The following is a 20,506-nucleotide window of genomic DNA, read 5'->3' as shown; positions in this document are numbered from 1 at the left end:
AATTATTCAATACTTTTTTTGAGTTTATTTAAGCCATAATACAAGGTTTTCATAAACATTATTTCGTCTCTTGGATCACATTTATAAAGAATGTAATCGTAATATTTTAATTCATAGTTTTTTATATCAATAACAAAAATAGAAACATGATTCACAAATATGCCATCACCTGTTCCATTTTTTAATTCAACAAATAACTGTAAATTACTTTTTGTACTCGGAACTATTAATTTCTCAAAATATTCACGAGTAGCTCCTCCTTTTTTAATTCTATTGGTAGAAAGTAAAATATCATTATAGGTTTTGTTTAAAGAAATTGATGCATCTGTAAATTCTATTTCTGGAAACAATTTTGCCACAACTCGCGTTGATACTTTTCCAAGTCGAAACCGGATTTCATTCCTCTCTAGTGAATCGGTATTCATGTACATTCGCGTATAGGTAGTTGTATATGATAAACTATCTAATGTTGTAAGTTTATTTATTTCAAATTCACTATCACGATCATAAATTTTGGCATTTTCGGCACAAGTTACCATTGGTGGTAATTTTGGCTTTGCAGTCTTTTTAGAAGTTGCACACGCACAAATGATCATTCCGACAAGGAGAAAAATATATTTTTTCATAGCATAACTATTGTGGTTATATAAAATCTAAGATTCCGTTTTTCAACGGAATTAGTTCAACTTACAATTTTGAGTGCATCTTAGATACTGAATCAAGTTCAGCACAAGCTTCTCAAAATTGAGTTTCACTAATAAAAAAAAGCTGCTCAACGAGCAGCTTTTTAAGTATATATTATAAATGTATGACTTCGCCATAAGCAGCGGCAACAGCTTCCATAACTGCTTCGCTCATTGTTGGATGCGGATGTACCGTTTTCAACACTTCATGTCCGGTAGTTTCAAGTTTTCTACCTAAAACTGCTTCTGCAATCATATCAGTTACGCCAGCACCAATCATGTGGCAACCTAACCATTCTCCGTATTTTGCATCAAAGATAACTTTTACGAAACCTTCTTTTGTACCAGCAGCACTTGCTTTTCCAGAAGCTGAAAACGGGAAGTTTCCAACCTTAATATCAATTCCTTGCTCTTTTGCTTGTTTCTCTGTCAATCCAACAGAAGCAATTTCAGGAGAACAATATGTACAACCCGGAATATTTCCATAGTCTAAGGCTTCCACGTGCATTCCTGCAATTTTCTCAACACATAAAATTCCTTCCGCAGAAGCAACATGCGCTAAGGCTTGTCCAGGAGTAACATCTCCAATTGCGTAATATCCAGGGATATTTGTTTGGTAATAATCGTTTACTAAAATTTTATCTCTATCTGTAGCAATTCCAACATTTTCCAAACCAATATTTTCAATATTCGTTTTAATTCCAACTGCAGAAAGTACAATGTCAGCTTCTAATATTTGCTCGCCTTTTTTCGTTTTTACAGTTGCTTTTACGCCATCGCCAGAAGTATCAACCGAAGTTACTTCCGCAGAGGTCATAATTTTTATTCCACTTTTCTTAAATGAACGTTCCAATTGTTTTGAGACATCTTCATCTTCTACTGGAACAATTTTTGGCATGTATTCTACAATGGTAACTTCTGTTCCCATAGAGTTGTAGAAATACGCAAATTCAACACCAATAGCACCAGATCCAACAACAATCATTTTCTTTGGTTGCTCAGCCAATGTCATTGCTTCACGATATCCAATTACCTTCTTACCATCTTGTGGCAAGTTTGGCAATTCACGAGAACGTGCTCCCGTTGCAATTACAATATGTTGTGCGCTATATTCGGTAACTTTTCCGTCTTTATCTTTTACATCAACCTTTTTTCCAGCTTTTAGTGTTCCAAAACCTTCCAAAACATCAATCTTATTCTTTTTCATTAAGAACTGAACACCTTTGCTCATTCCGTCAGCAACGCCACGACTACGTTTTACCACCGCGTCAAAATCTTTATCGGCATCTTTTACAGACAATCCATAATCTTCTGCATGTTTCAAATACTCAAAAACCTGTGCTGATTTCAATAATGCTTTCGTTGGAATACATCCCCAATTTAAGCAAACACCACCTAGACTTTCTTTCTCAATAACTGCGGTTTTCAACCCTAATTGAGAAGCTCTAATGGCAGTTACATATCCACCAGGACCACTTCCTAAAACGATGATATCGTATGTACTCATATCTTAAAATTTAGTTGTCTAATTTCGAAATGCAAATTTACGCAATTCTGAGAGAACTATAAACTTTCTATACTTGTTTTTGTTTGTTGGACGCGCTGTGCTATTAGTCACGCTTGCGCTTTGGTATCGCTGCGCTCTTGGTATGTTGGTATTTTAGACGTTGTCTGTTGTGGGTTGTGTGTTTTCGGTTGTGAGTTGTTAGGTCTCTAATCTTTCAATGATTGACAAAAACACGAAAATGTAATTGTCAGCGGTTCGTTGTCAGTTGGACAGGAAATTGGCAAACGGCTTTCGATTTGGTAGTTTTTGTCACTTTAGACAAAGAAATTCGCATTAAACGACTCAAACAACGCGAAGTTGAACGTTACGGAGATAAACTACAAACGGATCCGAAAATCAAAGAAGCTTCACAAGCATTTCTCGATTGGGCAACACGTTATGATGATTTCAAATTCACAGGACGTTCTATCAAAGTTCATCGCGATTGGTTAGCATCTGTTTCCTGTGAAGTTATTGAAATTAATAGCGAAGATGCTGTTGAATATAATGTTTTTCAAATCCTTGAAAAATTCTAAGTTGTTTCAGGAAAAATACGAACGAATGTAATATATTGATATGTATTGCTTTTGTTTTATAATAATTTAATTATTTTTATAAAGAACTCCTATCTTTAGAAAAACTTAGAATATGAAGAATTGTACTGCATGCAATCAACAAATAGCTTTAAATGTTAAATTTTGTCCAGAATGTGGTGCAAAACAAGAAGTTCAAGAAATCAAGGAAGTTGTGAAAGTGGAGGAAAATCAGCCAGTTGAAACTATTCAACAAGTTGAAGAAACGAATGTTGTTCCAACAGAAAAAAAGCGCTTTCCAATACTGTATACAATTCTTTGCCTGTTAACATTTGTAGGCCCTTTGCATATTGTATTAATCGGGTTATTTTACCTAATTTTCGGATCTGCTGCAAAAAACATCTCTATGTTGATCATAGGATCGCTGTGGTCTATTAGCGCTATAGGAACTGCTGTTGGTACAATACTATTGATGATGAAGCGAAAAAAAGGATTGCTTGTGTATACCATAAATCAAGTCGTTTATATTGGTACAGCTATTTATGTAGCAATACAATCTTTTGATAGTAGAAAATTTGAAGATATTGGAGAAGCTATCCTTATTTTGTTAGTGATTCCTTCATTAATTTTTCTAGGAATATTTTGGTTTTCAAAATTCCGAAAGTATTTAACCAGATAGAAAACTTATAAATTAAAAAAGAATTCAACGCATGCATTTTGGCTTCGGTTTTAAAAGTTCCACCTTACTTATCTTCTTTATACATGGTCTTGTATTTACAGGATTGCTTATTTATAAAGGAATTCGCAGCGAAAACAATTCCAGTTTTTGGCTGGCTTCATTTCTCTTTCTGTGCTCGTTATATATTGCTCCATTCATGTTTGGATATGCAGGTTGGTATGGAAGACAAAGCTATCGAGACATCTTATTTTACGTGCCATTTCAGCAATTATTTCTCATGCCGCCATTGCTGTATTTCTATGTGAAAAGTCTGTTGAATACAAATTTTACATTTCAAAAAAAAGACTGGATTCATTTTATTCCAGCCATTTTGTATGCTGTGTATAGTTTGGTGATTTGGATTACGGATAAAATAGTCTTGGATGAATATTATTTTTATGCTGACGGAAGAGACAAAGATTTAGCACTTTGGTATCAAGTTTCGGGTTTCATCATGATGGTTTTCTATCTGTTTAAATGTCTAAAAATCTACACACAATACAAAAAGAATACCTACGACACGGTAAGTTATGCGGATGCTATTTTATATGCTTGGATTCAACGTTTTTTAATTGCTTTTTTAGGATTATTACTGATTCGAACTTTATTTTTTATTTTAAATCCTGAATGGGCAAACTTCGGAAATAAATATTGGTACTATCTCTCGTTTTCAATCTTGTTTTATTATATCGCTTTAAGCGGATATGCGCATGCGATTAAGATGCTAATTCCGTTTCAACCAGAAGCACTAAATAAAACCTTACACGCGAATTTTCTAGCGGAAGCTTCAGAAGAAAAAACAGTAGAAGTAATTGACAAGAGTGAAGCAGAAATTACACCCGCAGACGAAATACTCATGAAAGAACTTGAAGCGTTAATGACTTCCGAACAGCTTTTCAAAAATCCGAGTTTGACATTATTTGACGTTGCTCAAAAACTGAATACACATCCAAAAAAGGTTTCCAATGTTATCAATAAAGGATTCAAAATGAACTTTAATGACTTCGTAAATACGTATCGAACGCAAGAAGTGATTAAAAAAGTTGCTTCCAACGAAAACGACCTCAAAACCTTATTAGGAATTGCACTTGATTCCGGATTCAACTCAAAATCAACCTTTAACAGAGCTTTTAAAAAGCAAACACAACAAACGCCAAAAGAATATTTTAGTAAAAAAAGCTACTAAATACGTGTCAAATCACGATTTGGCGCGCTTTCCAGTCTTAAGAATATCATATTTGTAACATCAAAAAACGCAAAATAATATTCAATGAAATCAAGCATGATCTTTTTAGTACTTTTCTTAACATCTTTGATCACTTTTGGACAAGATTCAGAAGAAATCACCAAAACACAACGCAAACAATTAGACGCAATTACCATTAAAGACGTTCCAAAAGGTGGCCCAGGAATTGCCGTTGGAATTGTAAAAAACGGTCAAATTGTATATAAAAATTACGCAGGATACGCAAACTTAAAAGATAGTGTTGTCATTGGAAAAGAATCTCGATTCAACATCGCTTCCAATGGAAAACAATTTACGGCGTTTGCTATTTTAACGTTGGTTGAAAAGAATACATTGAGCTTGGAAGATGACATTCGTACGTATTTGCCAAACTTATATAAAAACATAAAAAAACCAATTTTAATCAAGCATTTACTAAACCATTCAAGCGGAATTCGCGATGTATATGATTTATGGAGTTTACAAGGAATTACTTGGTGGAAAGTTACTTTTGACAACAATGATGCAATGGAATTATTGGAAAAGCAACAGGACTTAAATTTTGAATCTGGTTCCAAATATTCATACAGTAATTCAAACTATATCGTTCTAACTCAAATCATAGAAAAAGTCACCGGAACAACATTTGTAGCATATACAAATCAGCTTTTCAAGGATTTAGACATGCCAAATACATCATTTGTTTCAGATTATACAAACATCGCAGAACCAATCGCAAAGCCGTATTTTAACTTTGATACTTGGAAAACCTACGATTGGACGTGTAATCTTCATGGTGATGGAAATCTTTTTTCAACCTTGGAAGATCAATTGCAATGGGAAAAGATTATTCAAACCAAAAAAAGTGCTGTTTTTTCAAAAGAAATTTTAGCGAAAAGTCAGGAGTTAATTCAAAATACAACAATTGAAAAGTACGGTTATGGTGTGGAATTTAGCGAGTATAAAAGCGTTCCGTATAAATTTCATGGTGGTTCTACAGGCGCATGGAAAGCCGTTGTGAACCGATTTCCTGAAAAGAATTTCTCTATTGTGACGATGATTAATAGCGGAAAAATTGATCCAACAGGTCAAACCTTGGAAATGGCAGACGTTTTACTCAACAAAACCAACGAAAAAGAAACCTTCCGCATCACACCAGAAACAGTAGGAGCAAAGGTGAAAATTGAAGATGTATTGGGAATTTACCGAACAGAAGGCGGTTATATCATGAAGTTTGAAAAACGCGATGGTGATTTGTATATGTTGCGATCGGGAAGAAATGACATGAAATTAATTCGTGAATCAGCCAATGTTTTTCAGCAATGGAATGATGCGCCATTTAAACAACAATTTACAAAAAACGAACAGGGAATTATGCAAATTACGGCGTATTACCCAACCGTAAAACCCTTTACATTGACGCGTATTGAAAGTGATTTGAGTACGTTTAATTTCAAAGCTTTGAATGGAATTTTTAAAAATAGGGAAACCGATGTTTCATTCATCCTAACACATACCGAAGGAATTGCGTACGAAGTGAAAATTGGCGAGAAAAAAAGAAATGGTTTGCTGCTTTCGCCAAATGAACTCTTAGTCAATGATTATAGTGTAAAATTTTGGGTGGACAATGCTGGAAATATTAAGGAATTGTTTGTGACTTCGGGAAGAATTCAGAACGTGCGTTTTGTTCGGGAATAGTATTTTGCTTAGAAATCGTACTTCATTCCAAACATTACATAACCACGTAACAATCGATAACTAGATGTTTGGTTATAACTATCTGTGAAAATTTGCGAAATATTATCATTTGAATCAATATTCAAAATATTATTTCCTTTTATGTGAAATTGAACACGCTTATTTTTTGTGTTGTAACGAAGGTTAAAATTCAATAAGTTAATCTCGTTGGAAAGCTGCGCTGTGTTTACTTTGGTATAACCGAAAGATGTATCCCAAAAAATTTGTTTGAATAGTTTTCCATTTAAGCCAATAGAAGACTTAAATGTATTGGTATCAAAGTTTAATCGATCAAATGTATTTTTAGTTTCAGAAGTTATATACGATAACGTAATACTCATCTGAATTGGAAAGTTTTTAAATTTTGAATTAGATATAAAATTCGCATTAATAGTATTAGATTCTATTTTGTTTAATTCATCGTCAAACTGATTCTCTGAGTTTCTATTCGTGTATGTAATTTTGTATTTATTTCTAAAAGGAAGTTTGAAAAACGGTCGCGAATAGTTCAAGCTTGCTTCCCAGGTTTTATTGTCAGCTCTCAATATATCTTTGAAAACAGTGTTGTTTGGTGTAAATAAAGTGTTGAAACTAAGGTCATCTTTATTTTCTGAATACCTAAAACCTAGTGTCAATAAACTATTTCTTGCTTGTCTAAACGTTGAGTATTGTAAATTATATGAATTACTGATAATAGGAAGAAACGGATCGTTAGCAACTTGTGTAATGATGGTTTGATAATTTTTTATGAGTTGATTTTCGAAAATATATTGATTTCCTATAAAGTTTGTAGTTCTACCATAGCCAATACTTAACTTTTTCTGATTGCTAATTTTGTATTCAAGGTTTAATTTTGGATTGAACCAAACATAGCTTTCTTTAGCTTCATTTAGCTTTGTGTTTGAGAATATAGTGTTTAGTTTGGCATTTACACCGAGTCCATTTTTAAAACGATGTCTTACCGAAAACTGATTGGTAAGCAAGCTAATTTTCCGTGTAATATCTGTATTAAATATAGCAGAATTATCAATTACATTATCTAATGTTACGTTGGTATTGTTATACTGTAATAGAAAACCAAAAGTGGTTGAACCATTCATATAATACGAAAGTGTATTTCTTTGATTAAATATTTTCTCAGTAGTATCAAATGTATTCAGTAATGAAAAATCATTTGCATTAAAAGTTAAATCTAGAAATGGATTGTTGGAAATTATATTCTCATTATCTTCATTTTTCTTATAATCATAAGATATAGCAGAATTCAATTGTAATTTATTGCTTAAGTTTTGTTTGTATGTCAAGCTTTGTCCTATTCCAAAATCTTTTTCATCTGTTGCGATATCAAAATTAGTTCCATTGAAGTTGGCAACGTTTAAGTTATTATCTACATTAAAACTATTTACCTTTAGTTGATATTTAAAAGATTGATCTTGACTTGGTTTGTAGGCAACGTTGAAGTAACTATTGATTAAGAAGTTATCATTGTTATTGTTTTGATTTTCAAATAGTGTTTCGGGTGTTGTGGCGCTAAAAATATTTTTCTCTAAAAATTGAAGTTCTGTTTGTTCAGTTTTATCAAAAATAACATAGCCATTAAACTTTGTTTTTTCTGAAAAAGATCGTGTAAAGTTTATAGAGTTAAAGTTCACGCTTCGTGTATCAACTTTATTATCCGTAAGCACGTATCTTGGGAATTTAGATTCGTCAATAGCATACGTGCCCGAACCGCCACTATAATCATCTATAAAGGCTTCAATGCCACCTTTGAGTTCTATAAAATCCAATATATTAACAGCACTTTCGCCTGTGTTATTCAAATCAGAAACGAAGGCAACATTTCCTTTAGAAGAAAAATTAAATAAGTTGGTATGAAATAAATATCGATTCTCTGCACCATAATTAGCATCAATATTTCCTATAATTTTACCTTTAAAATCTTTGTGTAAACTAATATTGAGAACAATTTTACCGTTTTTCTTTGAAGTGTTTAGTTGGTCAAAATCTTTGTGGTTTGTTAGCAAGTCAATTCCAGCAACAGCATCAGCAGGAATATTTTCGGTAGCCATTTCATGTTTCTTGCCAAAAAAATCATTTCCATCAATTAATACTTTGTCAATCTTTTGACCTTGAAATTCTAATTTTTTGTTTTCATCAATGGTGATTCCGGGTAACTTATTTACTAAATCTTTTAATACGACTTCTGAGCTATCTCTAACCTTTTCAAGGTTGAAAGAAATCGTATCTTTTTTAACATTAAATTCATTTTTAATTTCCAGTGTAACTGCATCTAAGGCATTCAGGTTTTCGGATAGTTCTATTTCCAGTAGTTTTGGAAAAGGGCTTTTAAAAATTTTACTAAATGATGTGTATCCTAAATGGTTAATTTTTAGTCTAAATTGTGTTAAAGTAACTTCGTCTATTGTGTTTGAAAACGCTCCTTTACCGTCTGTAATACTATAAGCGATTATAGCGTCCGTTTCTACATCTAGGATTTGAACAGTCGCATTAAAAACAGCTTTGTTAGTCAAAGAATCTTTAACGACTCCTTGTATGCTTGTTTGGGAATATGCAGTAAAATTGATAAAAAGTAACAGTAGAAATACTGAGCTAGTTTTTAACAGTGTATGTAACGATAGGTCTGTTACCTTTTTTCCTTTCATTTGTTTTGCTATTTACATTGAGGTTAATGTATATATAAGAGTAAGTTGGGTTGTGCTTATTTTGGTTGAAATAACGTATTTTTTTTCATAATAATGTTACACTTGTATATAAGAATTACCAAGTATTAAAATCATAAAAATTGCCTGTATCACTAGCTTTTACAGTTCTTTCTTTATGTTATATATTGATAATTTATTTTGTAAATATGGGGAGATTTTTCTCCCCATATTTAATTTATTCTTTATTCAAAAATATATACATCAATATATACATCAGATCCTAAATACTCTCCGTCTTGATCATAATAGTCGATAATTGTAATGACAACTATTACATCAGTTGCAACTTCTTGTGTCGTTACTTCGGTAAGTTCAATAGTATTCGTGTTTAATACTTCAGTTGTTGTGTTGTTGTTAGCGAAAGTAAAACTTCCAATTAACATGAATGCTAATGCAAAAAATAAATTTTTCATAATTTAAATAATTTAAATGGTTAATGCTAAATAGTACAAGTTTATAGTCGCTGTAATTTAACGCGCAAGTTGGTTTTGCATCACGACTCGTTGGCTTATATTTTAACATTTCCAGAGTACTATTTTTTATATCTAAATAAGTATGTTCATAAGTTGAACGAGCTTAAAAATAATACTGTTTACTTTGTTTTCATATTCACCAACAATGTAATAAAAATTATTCTCTTTATATAAATAATAAGGTACGTTAACCTTGTGTAATACATGGTTTCTTACATTAAATATAATGTAAATATTTTAAAATAAAAATATTTTTTTCTGTCAAAAAAAATACTTTATTATTAACAATAGTTAATTTTACTTTATATAAAATAATGAATTTACAGTATCAATTATATAATACTATAAACCCTTTGTAGTACGCTTTTAAAAAACACTACAAGTATGCGATACATGAATTTAGGGGGGAATTTTTAAACGTTCAGAAAAGGAACGTTTAATACTAAATTTATCAAATGAATTTCGTTTTCACGTTTCATTTTTTTATGCTTAAGTTGAAAGTATAAATTAAAATCACGATCTGAATTTATACTTTTAACTTTCAGTTAATGTTTAAAAATAAAAGTTCAATTTTACCAAAAACATTCAATATGTATTAGTGCTACTTTTTTAAGAAAAAAAGAACAGCTACTAGTATGAATAACTTTATAGTGTGACAGTTTTTTTGTAAAACTGAATTCACACTACATTAGTTTTGTACACGTCTTCTTGTGGTGGTTGTATTTCCTCTTTGAGATTTACTACTTTTACCATTAACATAGTTATTCATATATTCTTCAGGTGTAACTACGTTAGCGTTTTTGCTAGGTTTTAATAGATCAAGTTTCTTATCAGAAAAGCTTACTTTATCCATTTTAAAAGTATATTTTCCATCATCTAAATATACAATTAAGCCAGGAAGTCCATAATATCCTTGTGGTCCATTTGTAATTCCAAACTTATCAGTATACCAAGCGACAACTGTTCTTCCATGTTCATTTGTTGTTGTTGCTTTTTTACATACAATATCATTGATCTTTTTTGTTTCAGATAAAAGCTCCCACTTGTATTTGTTCAGCTTGTCTTTGATAAGTACATTTTCATTATACATTCGTAATTCTTGATACGAATTATTAGTTAAAAAGTCATTAAAAAATACTTTCTGACCTACTTTGACCGTTCTTTTTTGAGTATCACTTACAGTTACAGTTTTATCTTCTATTTTATCTTGTAACATATAATATGAACCTTCTTCATTGTGAATCAATACAGATTTTCTCCATTTTGATTTTGCACGAACAACTTGTTGTATACGTTCTGGAAGATTTTTAATTTTTTCTTCATTTACGGCTCTTTTCTCTTGATATTCTATAACAACTGATTTTGTATTTTGAGAAAATAAAGATTGACTATTCATTGATAGTAAAATTAAAGGTAATGTGAAAAATACTTTTTTTAACTTCATCATAGGTCTTATTTTAATTGGGGAGATTACTCTCCCCATAATTATATCATTTATTCTATTATCCAAACATGAATTTCGATGTCTATAGCTTCTAACTCACCATCTTCATCATAATATTCAGTAATAATTACGACAACAATAACATCGGTTGCAACTTCTTGAGAAGTAACCTCCGTAAGTTCAATTGTATTCGTATTTAATACTTCAGTTGTTGTGTTGTTAGCGAAAGCAAAACTTCCGATGAACATGAATGCTAGCGCAAAAAATAAATTTTTCATAATTTAAATAATTTAAATGGTTAATGCTAAATAGTACAAGTTTATAGTCGCTGTAATTCAGCGTGCAAGGTTAGTTATTGCATCCCGACTCGTTGGCTTGCACTCATTCATTTCCAGAGTATTATTCTTTTAAAATTGTATCATTATGTTCACTAGTTGAACGAACTTAAAGATAATACTGTTTACTCAGATTTCATATTCACCTACAATGTAATAAAAATTATTTTATGTACGTAAAAAATAAGGTATGTTAACCTTAGATAATACTTTTTTTCCTACATAAATATAATGTAAAAATGTTTGCGAAATGACTTTTTTATGACAGATTTTTTTCTATTTAACTATTAATGAGTTGGTTTGTAGAATTTTATTGGTCTGAGCGATTTTTTTTGCACTTACAATTCATAAATTGTGTACTTACATATCTTAAAAAAACACCATTGAAAACAATGGTAAAATTAATTTTTCAGCTATATAATTGAATTTTTGAAAAATAAGGAAATGAATATTGATACGAAATAGTAAATTTTGCTACTCATTCATCTAAACCATACTTCATTGATGCCATATAAATCTTATATTGGCATAGTTAAAAGTATATTTGAATATTAATCTTAGACATCAAAAAAACGCATGCAAAAAAATCTAGAGCAAACACATCATCAAAATATACTGATCTATTTACTATCAAATATATTTGAAAGAGCAGGATATTACGGTACGCGATCTATACTAATCGTATACGCGTTTAGTGAATTAAAAGATGCGTATATGCCAGCAATGCTGAACTTTTATGCACTTATGGCATCTTTGCTCATCATTACTCAACTTCTAGGAGGATTACTTGGTGATTTACTATTAAAAAATAAAAGAACCATAATTTTAGGAGGAATCATACAGGCAATCGGAGCTTTTGTATTATGTATAGGTTCTGAAAATGCAGTATATGCGAGTCTACTATTGCTAACACTTGGAAGTGGTTTATACAGACCCAATATGATTGCAAATTTTGGAAAACAATACTTGCAAATCCCAAAACGATTAGATTCAGGATTTTCCTTTTTCTATGCAAGTATAAGCATAGGTTCTTTTATTGGTGTATTGCTTATTGGATCTATAGCTGAGACAGAAAATTGGACATACGGATTTATACTAGCAGGTTTATTTTTCATCATTTCAATAATACTACTGTTGTTCTCTAAAGAGCTGCCAATTGTAGCTTCTGCTGAAAAAATAAAAACAATCAATCAACGTGTTTTAAAAATAGTCATTGCATGTCTTTGTATGGCATCTTTTTGGTTGTTCTATGATTTGGGTGGTGAAGGAACATATACTATGCAAAATGCTTTTATTGAAAATTCATCAACTGAAATTTCACAAGAATTCTTTCAAGAAGTAAATTTTTATTTCACCATTCCATTAGTCATTCTTTTGGGAATTCTTTGGATGTATAAGTACATCAATCGATTCCTGAAAATAACGATCGGATTTATATGTGCAGCACTTTCATTTTATATCCTTTTACTAGTTCCAGAAGTACCAACCGAACAGTATTTTTACATACTACTAGCAGCCATCTTTTTCATCGGAATGGCAGAAATACTTATTGGTCCAACGATATATGCAATCATAACAAAGCATTCAAATCCTAAATACCTAGCCATTGTTATGAGTGTATTCTTTATCATAGTCAGACTCTTTATATCTCTAGGGATATATATTAGAAGAATGCTTAACGAAGATGCAGCGTTAACATTAGAGTTTGCGTTTTCCGGAATGGTTATGATGGCTATAATACTCACAATAGGCGTAATTTTTGGGAAAAAATATTTGAGAAGTAATCCATAATCTTAAAAAATTACACCGACTAGCTTCTCAATGTGGAAAACCGTACGTTGATTTAAAACTATTTCTTTATTTTTAAGTACTAATTTAAAGAAAATAGCATGTCACAACAGCTCAAAAAATTTAAGCAGCAACAAGTTCGAATCTCAAATAAAAGATTAAAATCAGACTATCCAAAAGAATTGGTGATCGTCGCAGAAGGTGATTCTTGGTTCGATTATACTTTAAAAAAAGATGTCATTGATTACTTGATAAAAAAGGGATATGCTATTGACAAATATGCAAAAGCTGGTGATACCTTAGAAAATATGATCTACGGAACAGAATACAGAAGTAGGCGTGATACAGTATGGCATTCCGGATCGCTATCATTACAAAGAACATTAAATTCCATCAGAAAACACAAACCGAAAATTGTATTATTTAGCGGTGGCGGTAACGATATTGTTGGGAGTGAAATATTAGGATATTTGAATCATAAATTCTCAAATTCGACAGAATTGATCAACAAAGATATATTTCAAGCGCGTTTAAAAGAAATGAAACGCGCGATTGAATTCTTTATAAAATCGGCACGTTCAACGGCTGTGAACTGTAATATTTTGATGGACGGATATGACTATGCAAAAGTGAATGGAAAAGGATACAGTTTCATCTTTAGAAACATAAAAGGTCCTTGGTTGTTGCCTTCATTTGGCATGAAAGGAATTACGGATAAGCAAGATCAAGAAGCAATTATAAAATACTTTGTAGACGAATTTAACGAAATGCTCCTAGAATTGGACGCAGCTTACGAACATTTTCATCATATAGACTTGCGTGGAAAATTTCCAAACGATTCACAATGGGACAACGAAATTCATCTAAAAAATTCTGGATACCGAGAAATCGCAAACATATATCATGAAAAAATCAAGAAAATTCAAAACCAAGATCCAATCAAAACTTTCAGACAGCATCTAATAGTCTAACACATCCAAGCAAGTCTAATAAAGTCTACAAATCATCCGTAAAATGTCGTTTGCCTTTCTCTTTGCTGAACTTATCTGTATTATACGTAGAAGATTTTCCTTTCGGGATGGATAACGAAGTCCATTCATTTCCACGAATCAACTTGCCAACATAGACTAACTGACCAATATGGTATGCATAATGACTCAATTGTCGTGTCATTGCTTCCATGACCGTATGCCCTTGATTTCGAATGTAAATAATTCGGGAAACGTCTTTCGCTTCAAGTGGATCAATCGCAGCAAACAAACAGCGCCAACCTTTTTCCCAAGCGGTAATCATTTCTGCTTTGGAGGTGTACGTATCTTCAAATTCGGTATCACGATGACGCCATTCCTTTTCACCATCTTCTGTTAAGAAATTTGTCCAACGACTCAGCATATTTCCAACAATATGTTTTACAATAATTGCAACACTATTGCTATCATCGTTCTGTTGCCAATGAATTTCTTCATCAGATAACTGCGCAAACGTTTTATCGCCCAAACTTTTATAATACGTAAACTGCTTGCGTGTACTCTCTAAATAATTTTCAGCTATCAAACTCATGTGTAATGGTGTTTTAATTAAAATAGTATTTAATCTATAAACATAGTAAAACGATACTTTCTAACAAGTCCAAGCGCGAAGCAAGTCTAGCGATCTAAGTCAGTCTAAACATCAAACAAGTCTAGCAATCCGCTTCTGCAACTCTGGAATCACATCTTTTTCAAACCAAGGATTCTTACGCAACCAAAAACGATTTCTCGGTGACGGATGCGGTAAGGGAAAGAATTTCGGCAGGTAACTTTTATAATTAGAAACGGTTTCTGTTAAGGTCTTTTTAGCGTTTTTTTGAAGATAATATTTCTGTGCATATTGCCCAACTAATAATACCAATTCGGCTTCTTCCATTTTAGACAATAACTGTTTGTGCCAAGCTTCTGCACATTCTTTTCGTGGTGGTAAATCGCCTGTTTTTCCTTTTCCGGGATAACAAAATCCCATTGGAATCAACGCAATATTTTTCGCGTCATAAAAAGTTTCATTGGAAACATTCAGCCATTGTCGCAAGCGTTTTCCGCTCATATCATCCCAAGGAATCCCGCTTTGATGGACTTTCAAACCTGGTGCTTGACCAATCAAAAGAATCTTAGACGATTCGTGCGCAGACAAAACAGGGTTCACACCAAGTGGCAAAAAATCTTTGCAAATTGTACAACCCAATATTTCTTCTAGTAAATTTTCCATTGATAAAATTCAAGCTATGAATACCACATTTAGACTTCATAAAATCGAACAAGTCTAGTAATCTAAGTTGTCTAAAAATCCAAGAAGTCTAAGAAAATCTAATTTTCAGGAACAAACTTCAACGCAACACCATTAATACAATGTCTCTTTCCAGTGGTTTTTCGAGGTCCATCATTAAAAACATGACCTAAATGTCCACCACAAGTTGCGCAATGTTCTTCGGTGCGTGCATATCCAAGATCATAATCGGTTGAAAATGATACATTTCCTTCAATCTCACGATCAAAACTTGGCCAACCAGTTCCAGAATCGAATTTATGTTCACTCTTAAACAAAGGCGTATTGCAACCTGCACAGTAAAACGTCCCTTTCTTGTAGTTTTTATTCAACGCACTGCTAAAAGGGCGTTCTGTTCCAGCTTCTCGCAATACATAAAATGCTTCAGGACTTAACTGAGCTTTCCATTCAGCTTTTGTTTTTGAAACCTTAAAAGTTTCCTCTTTTTTCTCTTGTGCCGACGAGTTACAGCTTAAAAATAAACCAAAAACGGCAAGTAATAAAATCTTTTTCATAATGTAAATTTAAGGATAATTATATGTTCCATTTGGTCGTTGTTAATAGTTTAACATTACGAAAACGTTTTAGTTTGTCAATATCGATTTTCGCCAATGAAAACATAGTAAGTATTTCATATTAATTGAGTAATTTGTAAAGCATTACAACGAAAGAAACCAAAAAGCTTGAAAAACGAACCAATGAAAGTACTTTTTTTTACGAAAGAATTTCCACCGTATGTGTATGGTGGAGCAGGAGTTCATGTTGAATATTTAGCAGACGAATTGAAGCAACTCATGGAAGTGGAAGTGCGAAGCTTTGGCGATCAGGATGTAAACGAAGATCATCTAAGTATCAAAGGATTCTCAGGCGATCATGCAAGTTTTGCAAACACAGACAAAAAACTAAAACCTGTTTTCAATACGTTAAACACGAATTTAAACATGAATGCAGAAGCGATTGACGCCAATGTAGTGCATTGCCACACATGGTATGCGCAATTTGCAGGAATCATGGCGAAACTGTGTTACGGAACTCCGTTGGTCATTACGACACATTCATTAGAACCGTTACGACCTTGGAAACGCGAACAACTCGGAAACGGTTATGATGCTTCTTCTTGGATTGAAAAAACCGCGATTGAAATGGCAGACGCGATTATTGCCGTATCGGAAGAAACAAAAATTGACGTATTAAAACATTTCAACGTAGCTGAAGAAAAAATAAAAGTGATTTACAACGGAATTAATCTGGAGCAATATCAATTCACACCCGAAAAGACAATTCTTGAAAAATTCAACATTGACGCTTCAAAACCGTATGTATTATTTGTGGGAAGAATTACGCGTCAAAAAGGAATCATTCATCTCGTAAATGCAATTAAACACATTGATGAAGACACGCAAATTGTGTTGTGTGCAGGTGCGCCAGATACACCCGAAATTGAACAAGAAATGAAGGAAAGTATTGATGCGGTAAAACAAACACGCTCCAATATATTCTGGATTGCCGAAATGTTGCCAAAAGAAGACATCATTCAACTCTACTCACATGCAGCCGTTTTTTGTTGTCCTTCTATCTATGAACCGTTTGGAATCATAAACATAGAAGCAATGGCATGTAAAACGCCTGTGGTGGCAAGTGCTGTTGGTGGCATAAAAGAAGTAGTAATTCATAATGAAACTGGTATTTTAATTCCTGTGGAACAACAAAACACAGCACCATTTGAACCTGTAGCTCCTGAGAAATTTTCAAAAGATTTGGCAGATGGAATTAATACAATCATAAATAACAAAGAAGTTGGAAACAGCATGGCACTAGCGAGTAGAAAACGCGTAGAAGACTTTTTCGATTGGAAAGCCATTGCAAAACAAACAGAAAACCTATATAAATCTATCATATAAAACGCTATGATCAATAACAAAGTACTAAGTATCATTTTAGGAGGTGGACAAGGTTCGCGACTCTACCCATTAACAGAAGCACGATCAAAACCAGCAGTTCCAATTGCTGGAAAATATAGATTGGTAGATATTCCAATATCAAACTGTATCAACTCAGACATCAAACGTATGTTTGTATTAACGCAATTCAATTCTGCGTCGTTAAACAAACATATCTCTAATACATTTCACTTTAGTTTCTTTAGTTCGGCTTTTGTAGATGTCCTTGCGGCAGAACAAACCATTTCGAGTGACAAATGGTTTCAAGGAACGGCAGATGCAGTCCGACAAAGTATGCACCACTTTTTAGCACACGATTTTGAATATGCACTCATCCTTTCGGGAGATCAATTATATCAAATGGATTTTAACGATATGATTAAAAAGCATGAAGAAGCGGGCGCAGAAATTTCTATAGCAACGTATCCTGTAAATGCAAAAGATGCCACATCGTTTGGAATCTTAAAAACGAATGAAGAAAACGTAATTACATCATTTATTGAAAAACCTTCATTAGATTTATTACCAGATTGGACGTCGGATGTAAGCGAAGAAATGGAAGGTGAAGGTAGAAAATACCTAGCTTCTATGGGAATTTACATTTTCAATAGAGACTTACTCATCAAATTGATGGATGATCCAGATACGGTAGATTTTGGAAAAGAAATCATTCCGCAAAGTATTGATACACACAAAACGGTGAGTTTTCAGTATGAAGGTTATTGGACAGACATCGGAAACATTGATTCGTTTTTTGAAGCCAATCTTGGGTTGACAGACGACATTCCAAAATTCAATCTATACGATCAAAAGCAACGTATTTATACAAATGCTCGAATATTACCAACGTCAAAAATTTCAGGAACAACCCTAAACAACACCGTAATTGCAGATGGTTGTATCATTCAAGCTGCAAGAATAGAACGTTCCGTGATTGGAATTCGTTCACGGATCGGGAAAGAATCGGTCGTTACCAATACCTATATGATGGGAAGTGACCATTATGAATCTTTAGAAGAAATCGAAGCAAAAAACATTAGTATTCTTATGGGAATCGGGGAGCGTTGTCACATTAAAAACGCCATCATTGATAAAAACTGTCGCATTGGCGATGATGTAAAAATCAACGGAGGAACGCATTTAGAAGACAAAGAAACAGATACGTATTTCATCAAAGAAGGAATTGTAGTGATCAAAAAAGGCGCGGTGATTCCAAAAGGGTATACGATATAATAACTTCCAACTTTTTAAAGTTGAGTTTTAAGAATCCCGTTGAAAAGCGGGATTTTTTATTGGGAAATTTTCGCCAAACCGAATCAAGTTCGGTTTCTCATAATAATTTTTAGTTCCAAATAGTATCAAATTCATTCTTATCGATAAAAAACTCTCTAAATTCATCCAAATCAAGCTTTTGATTGGAAAGTTTACCAAATTCATCTTCAATATGGTCATTATCGTATTTCAAAACTTTTCCATTTTCATAAACTTCCATTTGTCTTAAAACTTCTCCATTACTGTTTGTTTCAAAAAACCAAATCGATTTTCCCCAATTGTCATATTCGTCTCCACGAGATTCGTTCCAATTCCGTTTAAAATAGTTCATTCGTTGTTTTTTTTATCTTCAACGATACTAATTTCGCCAGGATCTCTTGTAAGAGTGTGAACGGTTAGCATTAAAAACAAAAAAATGTAAAATACAAAATCTGGAAATTCAAATTGCGAACTAATAATGGCAAATGTTACTGATGCAATTATTAATATTGAAAAACGTTTAATTGTAAAATTATTACCTATTCGAGGACTCGCTTTAAAGGTTTTTATTAATTCTTTATTTCTGTAGATTAAACACTCCATTTCACCTTTTAGAAGTTTTGTTGCTACTAACTCAACCTCGTATGTATTATCATTTTTGTCTTGAAACTCATGCGCGCTTTTTAGCTTTATATTTCTGTGTTCGGATACCAAATCTTCATTTAAGAAAATTTTCTCTTTACTTATAGATGATGTAAAAACCCGAATCGTATTGATTCCGTCGTTGTGTACAAACCAAATGCCTTTAGTTGGACTTCCTTGTGATGTATCTGGTAACATGTAGTGTATGGTGTTTAATGTGCTTGAAGTAGCTAATTTAGTGAATGCAAATTGAATAGGAAATAAGTTGGTACCTGAGTTTGTCGAAGGAAGGATTTTTGTGATTAGGCTACGAATGAGTCACTTTTTATAAAATTATAGGTTTGCGTTACGGTTAACGGTGTTAGCAAGCGTTTTTTATTCAGGCATTTCAGTTTCAAAACTCTCGGTGAGTTTTTCCATTTCAATCCAATGAACAGTCAAACTAATCAGCTTTTTTAAATCTTCAAGGTTTTTAGTTTCCCATTTGCGCACATAATGAGTTTCGTCATTTCCAAGCCAAACAGCTCTTTTTGCTACAGATTTCACTCTATCATCAGTCACTAAATCTTTAATACAATTCCCAAGTCGCATTTTCAAAATTTTATCTTCTTCCTCTTTATTACTTAAGATAACGTAATCCTTAATTAAAAATTCCAATGCTTTTCTATAACCAACACCACAAATTTCTTTTAAGTTTTGTTGTTCAGCAGAATATGCTTCATTATATATTTTTACAAACGAAGGAGAAACTTCTTGAATACTATCGCTAAAGTCTTTAGCAGTCAAATTCCCGATTGTTGTTTCATTCGCATATCTCCACATATTATTTTCATACTTATAATATCCAATGAATGAATTTTTGCAAGTACTTTTTGGGCAAGACATAAATATTTCCATTCGATCATTACCACTATTTCCATTAATAGGTCGTGGTGATATGACACTATGACAAAAAGGACACTTTTCTGGTAATTTGTCAATTTTTGTTGCTCCTGCGTTTGTGTTTACTTGATACATATTTTTTTAAATGTTTGCTAATGTTTGTAAATACGGAATACCATACGTAACACTAATTATATAAAACAACAAAAATCATCTTTCATAACAACTCTCATTATTTCCCATAAAAGTAAAACAAAGATTATACATACACAATGCGGTTTTCCGTAA

General features: G+C 32.5%; 20 protein-coding genes. 8 read left to right on the top strand and 12 right to left on the bottom strand.

Features of this window, described 5'->3' with window-relative positions; translation table 11 throughout:
• Nucleotides 1-2: 2 nt before the first annotated feature.
• Nucleotides 3-626 (bottom strand): hypothetical protein, encoded by a 624-nt coding sequence (locus H2O64_RS08840; protein ID WP_187561822.1) that lies wholly within the window; start codon nucleotides 624-626, stop codon nucleotides 3-5.
• 172 nt (nucleotides 627-798) lie between these two features.
• Nucleotides 799-2,190 (bottom strand): dihydrolipoyl dehydrogenase, encoded by a 1,392-nt coding sequence (gene lpdA / locus H2O64_RS08835; RefSeq protein WP_187561821.1) that lies wholly within the window; start codon nucleotides 2,188-2,190, stop codon nucleotides 799-801.
• A gap of 221 nt (nucleotides 2,191-2,411) precedes the next feature.
• On the opposite strand from lpdA, the gene H2O64_RS08830 reads away from it, so the two are divergent.
• The 4 genes from H2O64_RS08830 to H2O64_RS08815 all read left to right on the top strand — a co-directional run bounded on the left by H2O64_RS08830 (nucleotide 2,412) and on the right by H2O64_RS08815 (nucleotide 6,403).
• Nucleotides 2,412-2,765: a P-loop NTPase family protein gene (locus H2O64_RS08830; RefSeq protein ID WP_187561820.1), complete on the top strand. Its 354-nt coding sequence runs from the start codon at nucleotides 2,412-2,414 to the stop codon at nucleotides 2,763-2,765.
• A 112-nt stretch (nucleotides 2,766-2,877) separates the two neighbouring features.
• Nucleotides 2,878-3,441: a hypothetical protein gene (locus H2O64_RS08825; RefSeq protein WP_187561819.1), complete on the top strand. Its 564-nt coding sequence runs from the start codon at nucleotides 2,878-2,880 to the stop codon at nucleotides 3,439-3,441.
• 31 nt (nucleotides 3,442-3,472) lie between these two features.
• Nucleotides 3,473-4,666, top strand: coding sequence for a helix-turn-helix domain-containing protein (locus tag H2O64_RS08820; RefSeq protein ID WP_187561818.1), 1,194 nt, complete (start codon nucleotides 3,473-3,475; stop codon nucleotides 4,664-4,666).
• Between the two features lie 84 nt (nucleotides 4,667-4,750).
• Nucleotides 4,751-6,403, top strand: coding sequence for a serine hydrolase domain-containing protein (locus H2O64_RS08815; protein WP_187561817.1), 1,653 nt, complete (start codon nucleotides 4,751-4,753; stop codon nucleotides 6,401-6,403).
• Between the two features lie 8 nt (nucleotides 6,404-6,411).
• On the opposite strand, the gene H2O64_RS08810 is transcribed toward H2O64_RS08815, so the two are convergent.
• The 4 genes from H2O64_RS08810 to H2O64_RS08795 form a co-directional block, all read right to left on the bottom strand.
• On the bottom strand, nucleotides 6,412-9,105 hold the full coding sequence (locus tag H2O64_RS08810; protein WP_187561816.1) for a TonB-dependent receptor: 2,694 nt from the start codon (nucleotides 9,103-9,105) through the stop codon (nucleotides 6,412-6,414).
• A 242-nt stretch (nucleotides 9,106-9,347) separates the two neighbouring features.
• Entirely contained in the window at nucleotides 9,348-9,578 is a 231-nt protein-coding gene (locus H2O64_RS08805) for a hypothetical protein (RefSeq protein ID WP_187561815.1), read from the bottom strand.
• Between the two features lie 748 nt (nucleotides 9,579-10,326).
• A complete protein-coding gene (locus H2O64_RS08800; RefSeq protein ID WP_187561814.1) occupies nucleotides 10,327-11,085 on the bottom strand; it encodes a GLPGLI family protein in 759 nt (252 codons plus the stop codon).
• A 47-nt stretch (nucleotides 11,086-11,132) separates the two neighbouring features.
• Complete coding sequence (locus tag H2O64_RS08795; protein ID WP_187561813.1) at nucleotides 11,133-11,360, bottom strand: hypothetical protein; 228 nt, start codon at nucleotides 11,358-11,360, stop codon at nucleotides 11,133-11,135.
• Nucleotides 11,361-11,993: 633 nt separating this feature from the next.
• Here H2O64_RS08795 and H2O64_RS08790 point away from each other — a divergent pair.
• On the top strand, nucleotides 11,994-13,208 hold the full coding sequence (locus H2O64_RS08790; protein WP_187561812.1) for a POT-type proton-dependent oligopeptide transporter: 1,215 nt from the start codon (nucleotides 11,994-11,996) through the stop codon (nucleotides 13,206-13,208).
• A 98-nt stretch (nucleotides 13,209-13,306) separates the two neighbouring features.
• The gene (locus H2O64_RS08785) at nucleotides 13,307-14,176 is read left to right on the top strand and encodes a hypothetical protein (RefSeq protein WP_187561811.1); all 870 of its coding nucleotides are present in this window, start codon (nucleotides 13,307-13,309) and stop codon (nucleotides 14,174-14,176) included.
• 25 nt (nucleotides 14,177-14,201) lie between these two features.
• On the opposite strand, the gene H2O64_RS08780 is transcribed toward H2O64_RS08785, so the two are convergent.
• From H2O64_RS08780 to msrB, 3 genes are all read right to left on the bottom strand, one after another.
• Nucleotides 14,202-14,765 (bottom strand): DUF1572 domain-containing protein, encoded by a 564-nt coding sequence (locus H2O64_RS08780; RefSeq protein WP_187561810.1) that lies wholly within the window; start codon nucleotides 14,763-14,765, stop codon nucleotides 14,202-14,204.
• 111 nt (nucleotides 14,766-14,876) lie between these two features.
• Nucleotides 14,877-15,446, bottom strand: a complete 570-nt coding sequence (locus H2O64_RS08775) for a uracil-DNA glycosylase family protein (RefSeq protein WP_187561809.1) — start codon at nucleotides 15,444-15,446, stop codon at nucleotides 14,877-14,879.
• Between the two features lie 98 nt (nucleotides 15,447-15,544).
• On the bottom strand, nucleotides 15,545-16,018 hold the full coding sequence (gene msrB, locus H2O64_RS08770) for a peptide-methionine (R)-S-oxide reductase MsrB (protein WP_187561808.1): 474 nt from the start codon (nucleotides 16,016-16,018) through the stop codon (nucleotides 15,545-15,547).
• A gap of 183 nt (nucleotides 16,019-16,201) precedes the next feature.
• On the opposite strand from msrB, the gene glgA reads away from it, so the two are divergent.
• Both glgA and H2O64_RS08760 read left to right on the top strand, forming a co-directional pair.
• Nucleotides 16,202-17,404, top strand: a complete 1,203-nt coding sequence (gene glgA, locus H2O64_RS08765; RefSeq protein WP_187561807.1) for a glycogen synthase — start codon at nucleotides 16,202-16,204, stop codon at nucleotides 17,402-17,404.
• A gap of 6 nt (nucleotides 17,405-17,410) precedes the next feature.
• Nucleotides 17,411-18,676 carry a glucose-1-phosphate adenylyltransferase gene (locus H2O64_RS08760; RefSeq protein ID WP_187561806.1) on the top strand — a complete coding sequence of 422 codons (1,266 nt, stop codon included), beginning with the start codon at nucleotides 17,411-17,413 and terminating at the stop codon, nucleotides 18,674-18,676.
• A gap of 109 nt (nucleotides 18,677-18,785) precedes the next feature.
• Here the strand turns inward: H2O64_RS08760 and H2O64_RS08755 are convergent, their stop codons facing one another.
• The 3 genes from H2O64_RS08755 to H2O64_RS08745 all read right to left on the bottom strand — a co-directional run bounded on the left by H2O64_RS08755 (nucleotide 18,786) and on the right by H2O64_RS08745 (nucleotide 20,353).
• Nucleotides 18,786-19,046 carry a hypothetical protein gene (locus tag H2O64_RS08755; RefSeq protein WP_187561805.1) on the bottom strand — a complete coding sequence of 87 codons (261 nt, stop codon included), beginning with the start codon at nucleotides 19,044-19,046 and terminating at the stop codon, nucleotides 18,786-18,788.
• Entirely contained in the window at nucleotides 19,043-19,534 is a 492-nt protein-coding gene (locus H2O64_RS08750; protein WP_187561804.1) for a hypothetical protein, read from the bottom strand. Before H2O64_RS08750 ends, H2O64_RS08755 begins: the two co-directional genes overlap by 4 nt.
• Before the next feature lie 177 nt (nucleotides 19,535-19,711).
• Nucleotides 19,712-20,353: a DUF4145 domain-containing protein gene (locus H2O64_RS08745; protein WP_187561803.1), complete on the bottom strand. Its 642-nt coding sequence runs from the start codon at nucleotides 20,351-20,353 to the stop codon at nucleotides 19,712-19,714.
• Between the last annotated feature and the right edge of the window lie 153 nt (nucleotides 20,354-20,506).

Origin of the sequence: Kordia aestuariivivens (genome assembly GCF_014397005.1) — a bacterium.
Taxonomy (GTDB): domain Bacteria; phylum Bacteroidota; class Bacteroidia; order Flavobacteriales; family Flavobacteriaceae; genus Kordia; species Kordia aestuariivivens.
The sequence above is the reverse complement of the archived record's forward strand: the minus strand, read 5'-3'. Positions and strand labels throughout refer to the sequence as shown.

What these genes read in the sequence shown, in the direction of transcription:
- H2O64_RS08840 (WP_187561822.1), bottom strand. Translation starts at nt 626, where the DNA reads ATGAAAAAATATATTTTTCTCCTTGTCGGAATGATCATTTGTGCGTGT.
- lpdA (WP_187561821.1), bottom strand. Translation starts at nt 2,190, where the DNA reads ATGAGTACATACGATATCATCGTTTTAGGAAGTGGTCCTGGTGGATAT.
- H2O64_RS08825 (WP_187561819.1), top strand. Translation starts at nt 2,878, where the DNA reads ATGAAGAATTGTACTGCATGCAATCAACAAATAGCTTTAAATGTTAAA.
- H2O64_RS08820 (WP_187561818.1), top strand. Translation starts at nt 3,473, where the DNA reads ATGCATTTTGGCTTCGGTTTTAAAAGTTCCACCTTACTTATCTTCTTT.
- H2O64_RS08815 (WP_187561817.1), top strand. Translation starts at nt 4,751, where the DNA reads ATGAAATCAAGCATGATCTTTTTAGTACTTTTCTTAACATCTTTGATC.
- H2O64_RS08810 (WP_187561816.1), bottom strand. Translation starts at nt 9,105, where the DNA reads ATGAAAGGAAAAAAGGTAACAGACCTATCGTTACATACACTGTTAAAA.
- H2O64_RS08805 (WP_187561815.1), bottom strand. Translation starts at nt 9,578, where the DNA reads ATGAAAAATTTATTTTTTGCATTAGCATTCATGTTAATTGGAAGTTTT.
- H2O64_RS08800 (WP_187561814.1), bottom strand. Translation starts at nt 11,085, where the DNA reads ATGATGAAGTTAAAAAAAGTATTTTTCACATTACCTTTAATTTTACTA.
- H2O64_RS08795 (WP_187561813.1), bottom strand. Translation starts at nt 11,360, where the DNA reads ATGAAAAATTTATTTTTTGCGCTAGCATTCATGTTCATCGGAAGTTTT.
- H2O64_RS08790 (WP_187561812.1), top strand. Translation starts at nt 11,994, where the DNA reads ATGCAAAAAAATCTAGAGCAAACACATCATCAAAATATACTGATCTAT.
- H2O64_RS08785 (WP_187561811.1), top strand. Translation starts at nt 13,307, where the DNA reads ATGTCACAACAGCTCAAAAAATTTAAGCAGCAACAAGTTCGAATCTCA.
- H2O64_RS08780 (WP_187561810.1), bottom strand. Translation starts at nt 14,765, where the DNA reads ATGAGTTTGATAGCTGAAAATTATTTAGAGAGTACACGCAAGCAGTTT.
- H2O64_RS08775 (WP_187561809.1), bottom strand. Translation starts at nt 15,446, where the DNA reads ATGGAAAATTTACTAGAAGAAATATTGGGTTGTACAATTTGCAAAGAT.
- msrB (WP_187561808.1), bottom strand. Translation starts at nt 16,018, where the DNA reads ATGAAAAAGATTTTATTACTTGCCGTTTTTGGTTTATTTTTAAGCTGT.
- glgA (WP_187561807.1), top strand. Translation starts at nt 16,202, where the DNA reads ATGAAAGTACTTTTTTTTACGAAAGAATTTCCACCGTATGTGTATGGT.
- H2O64_RS08760 (WP_187561806.1), top strand. Translation starts at nt 17,411, where the DNA reads ATGATCAATAACAAAGTACTAAGTATCATTTTAGGAGGTGGACAAGGT.
- H2O64_RS08755 (WP_187561805.1), bottom strand. Translation starts at nt 19,046, where the DNA reads ATGAACTATTTTAAACGGAATTGGAACGAATCTCGTGGAGACGAATAT.
- H2O64_RS08750 (WP_187561804.1), bottom strand. Translation starts at nt 19,534, where the DNA reads ATGTTACCAGATACATCACAAGGAAGTCCAACTAAAGGCATTTGGTTT.
- H2O64_RS08745 (WP_187561803.1), bottom strand. Translation starts at nt 20,353, where the DNA reads ATGTATCAAGTAAACACAAACGCAGGAGCAACAAAAATTGACAAATTA.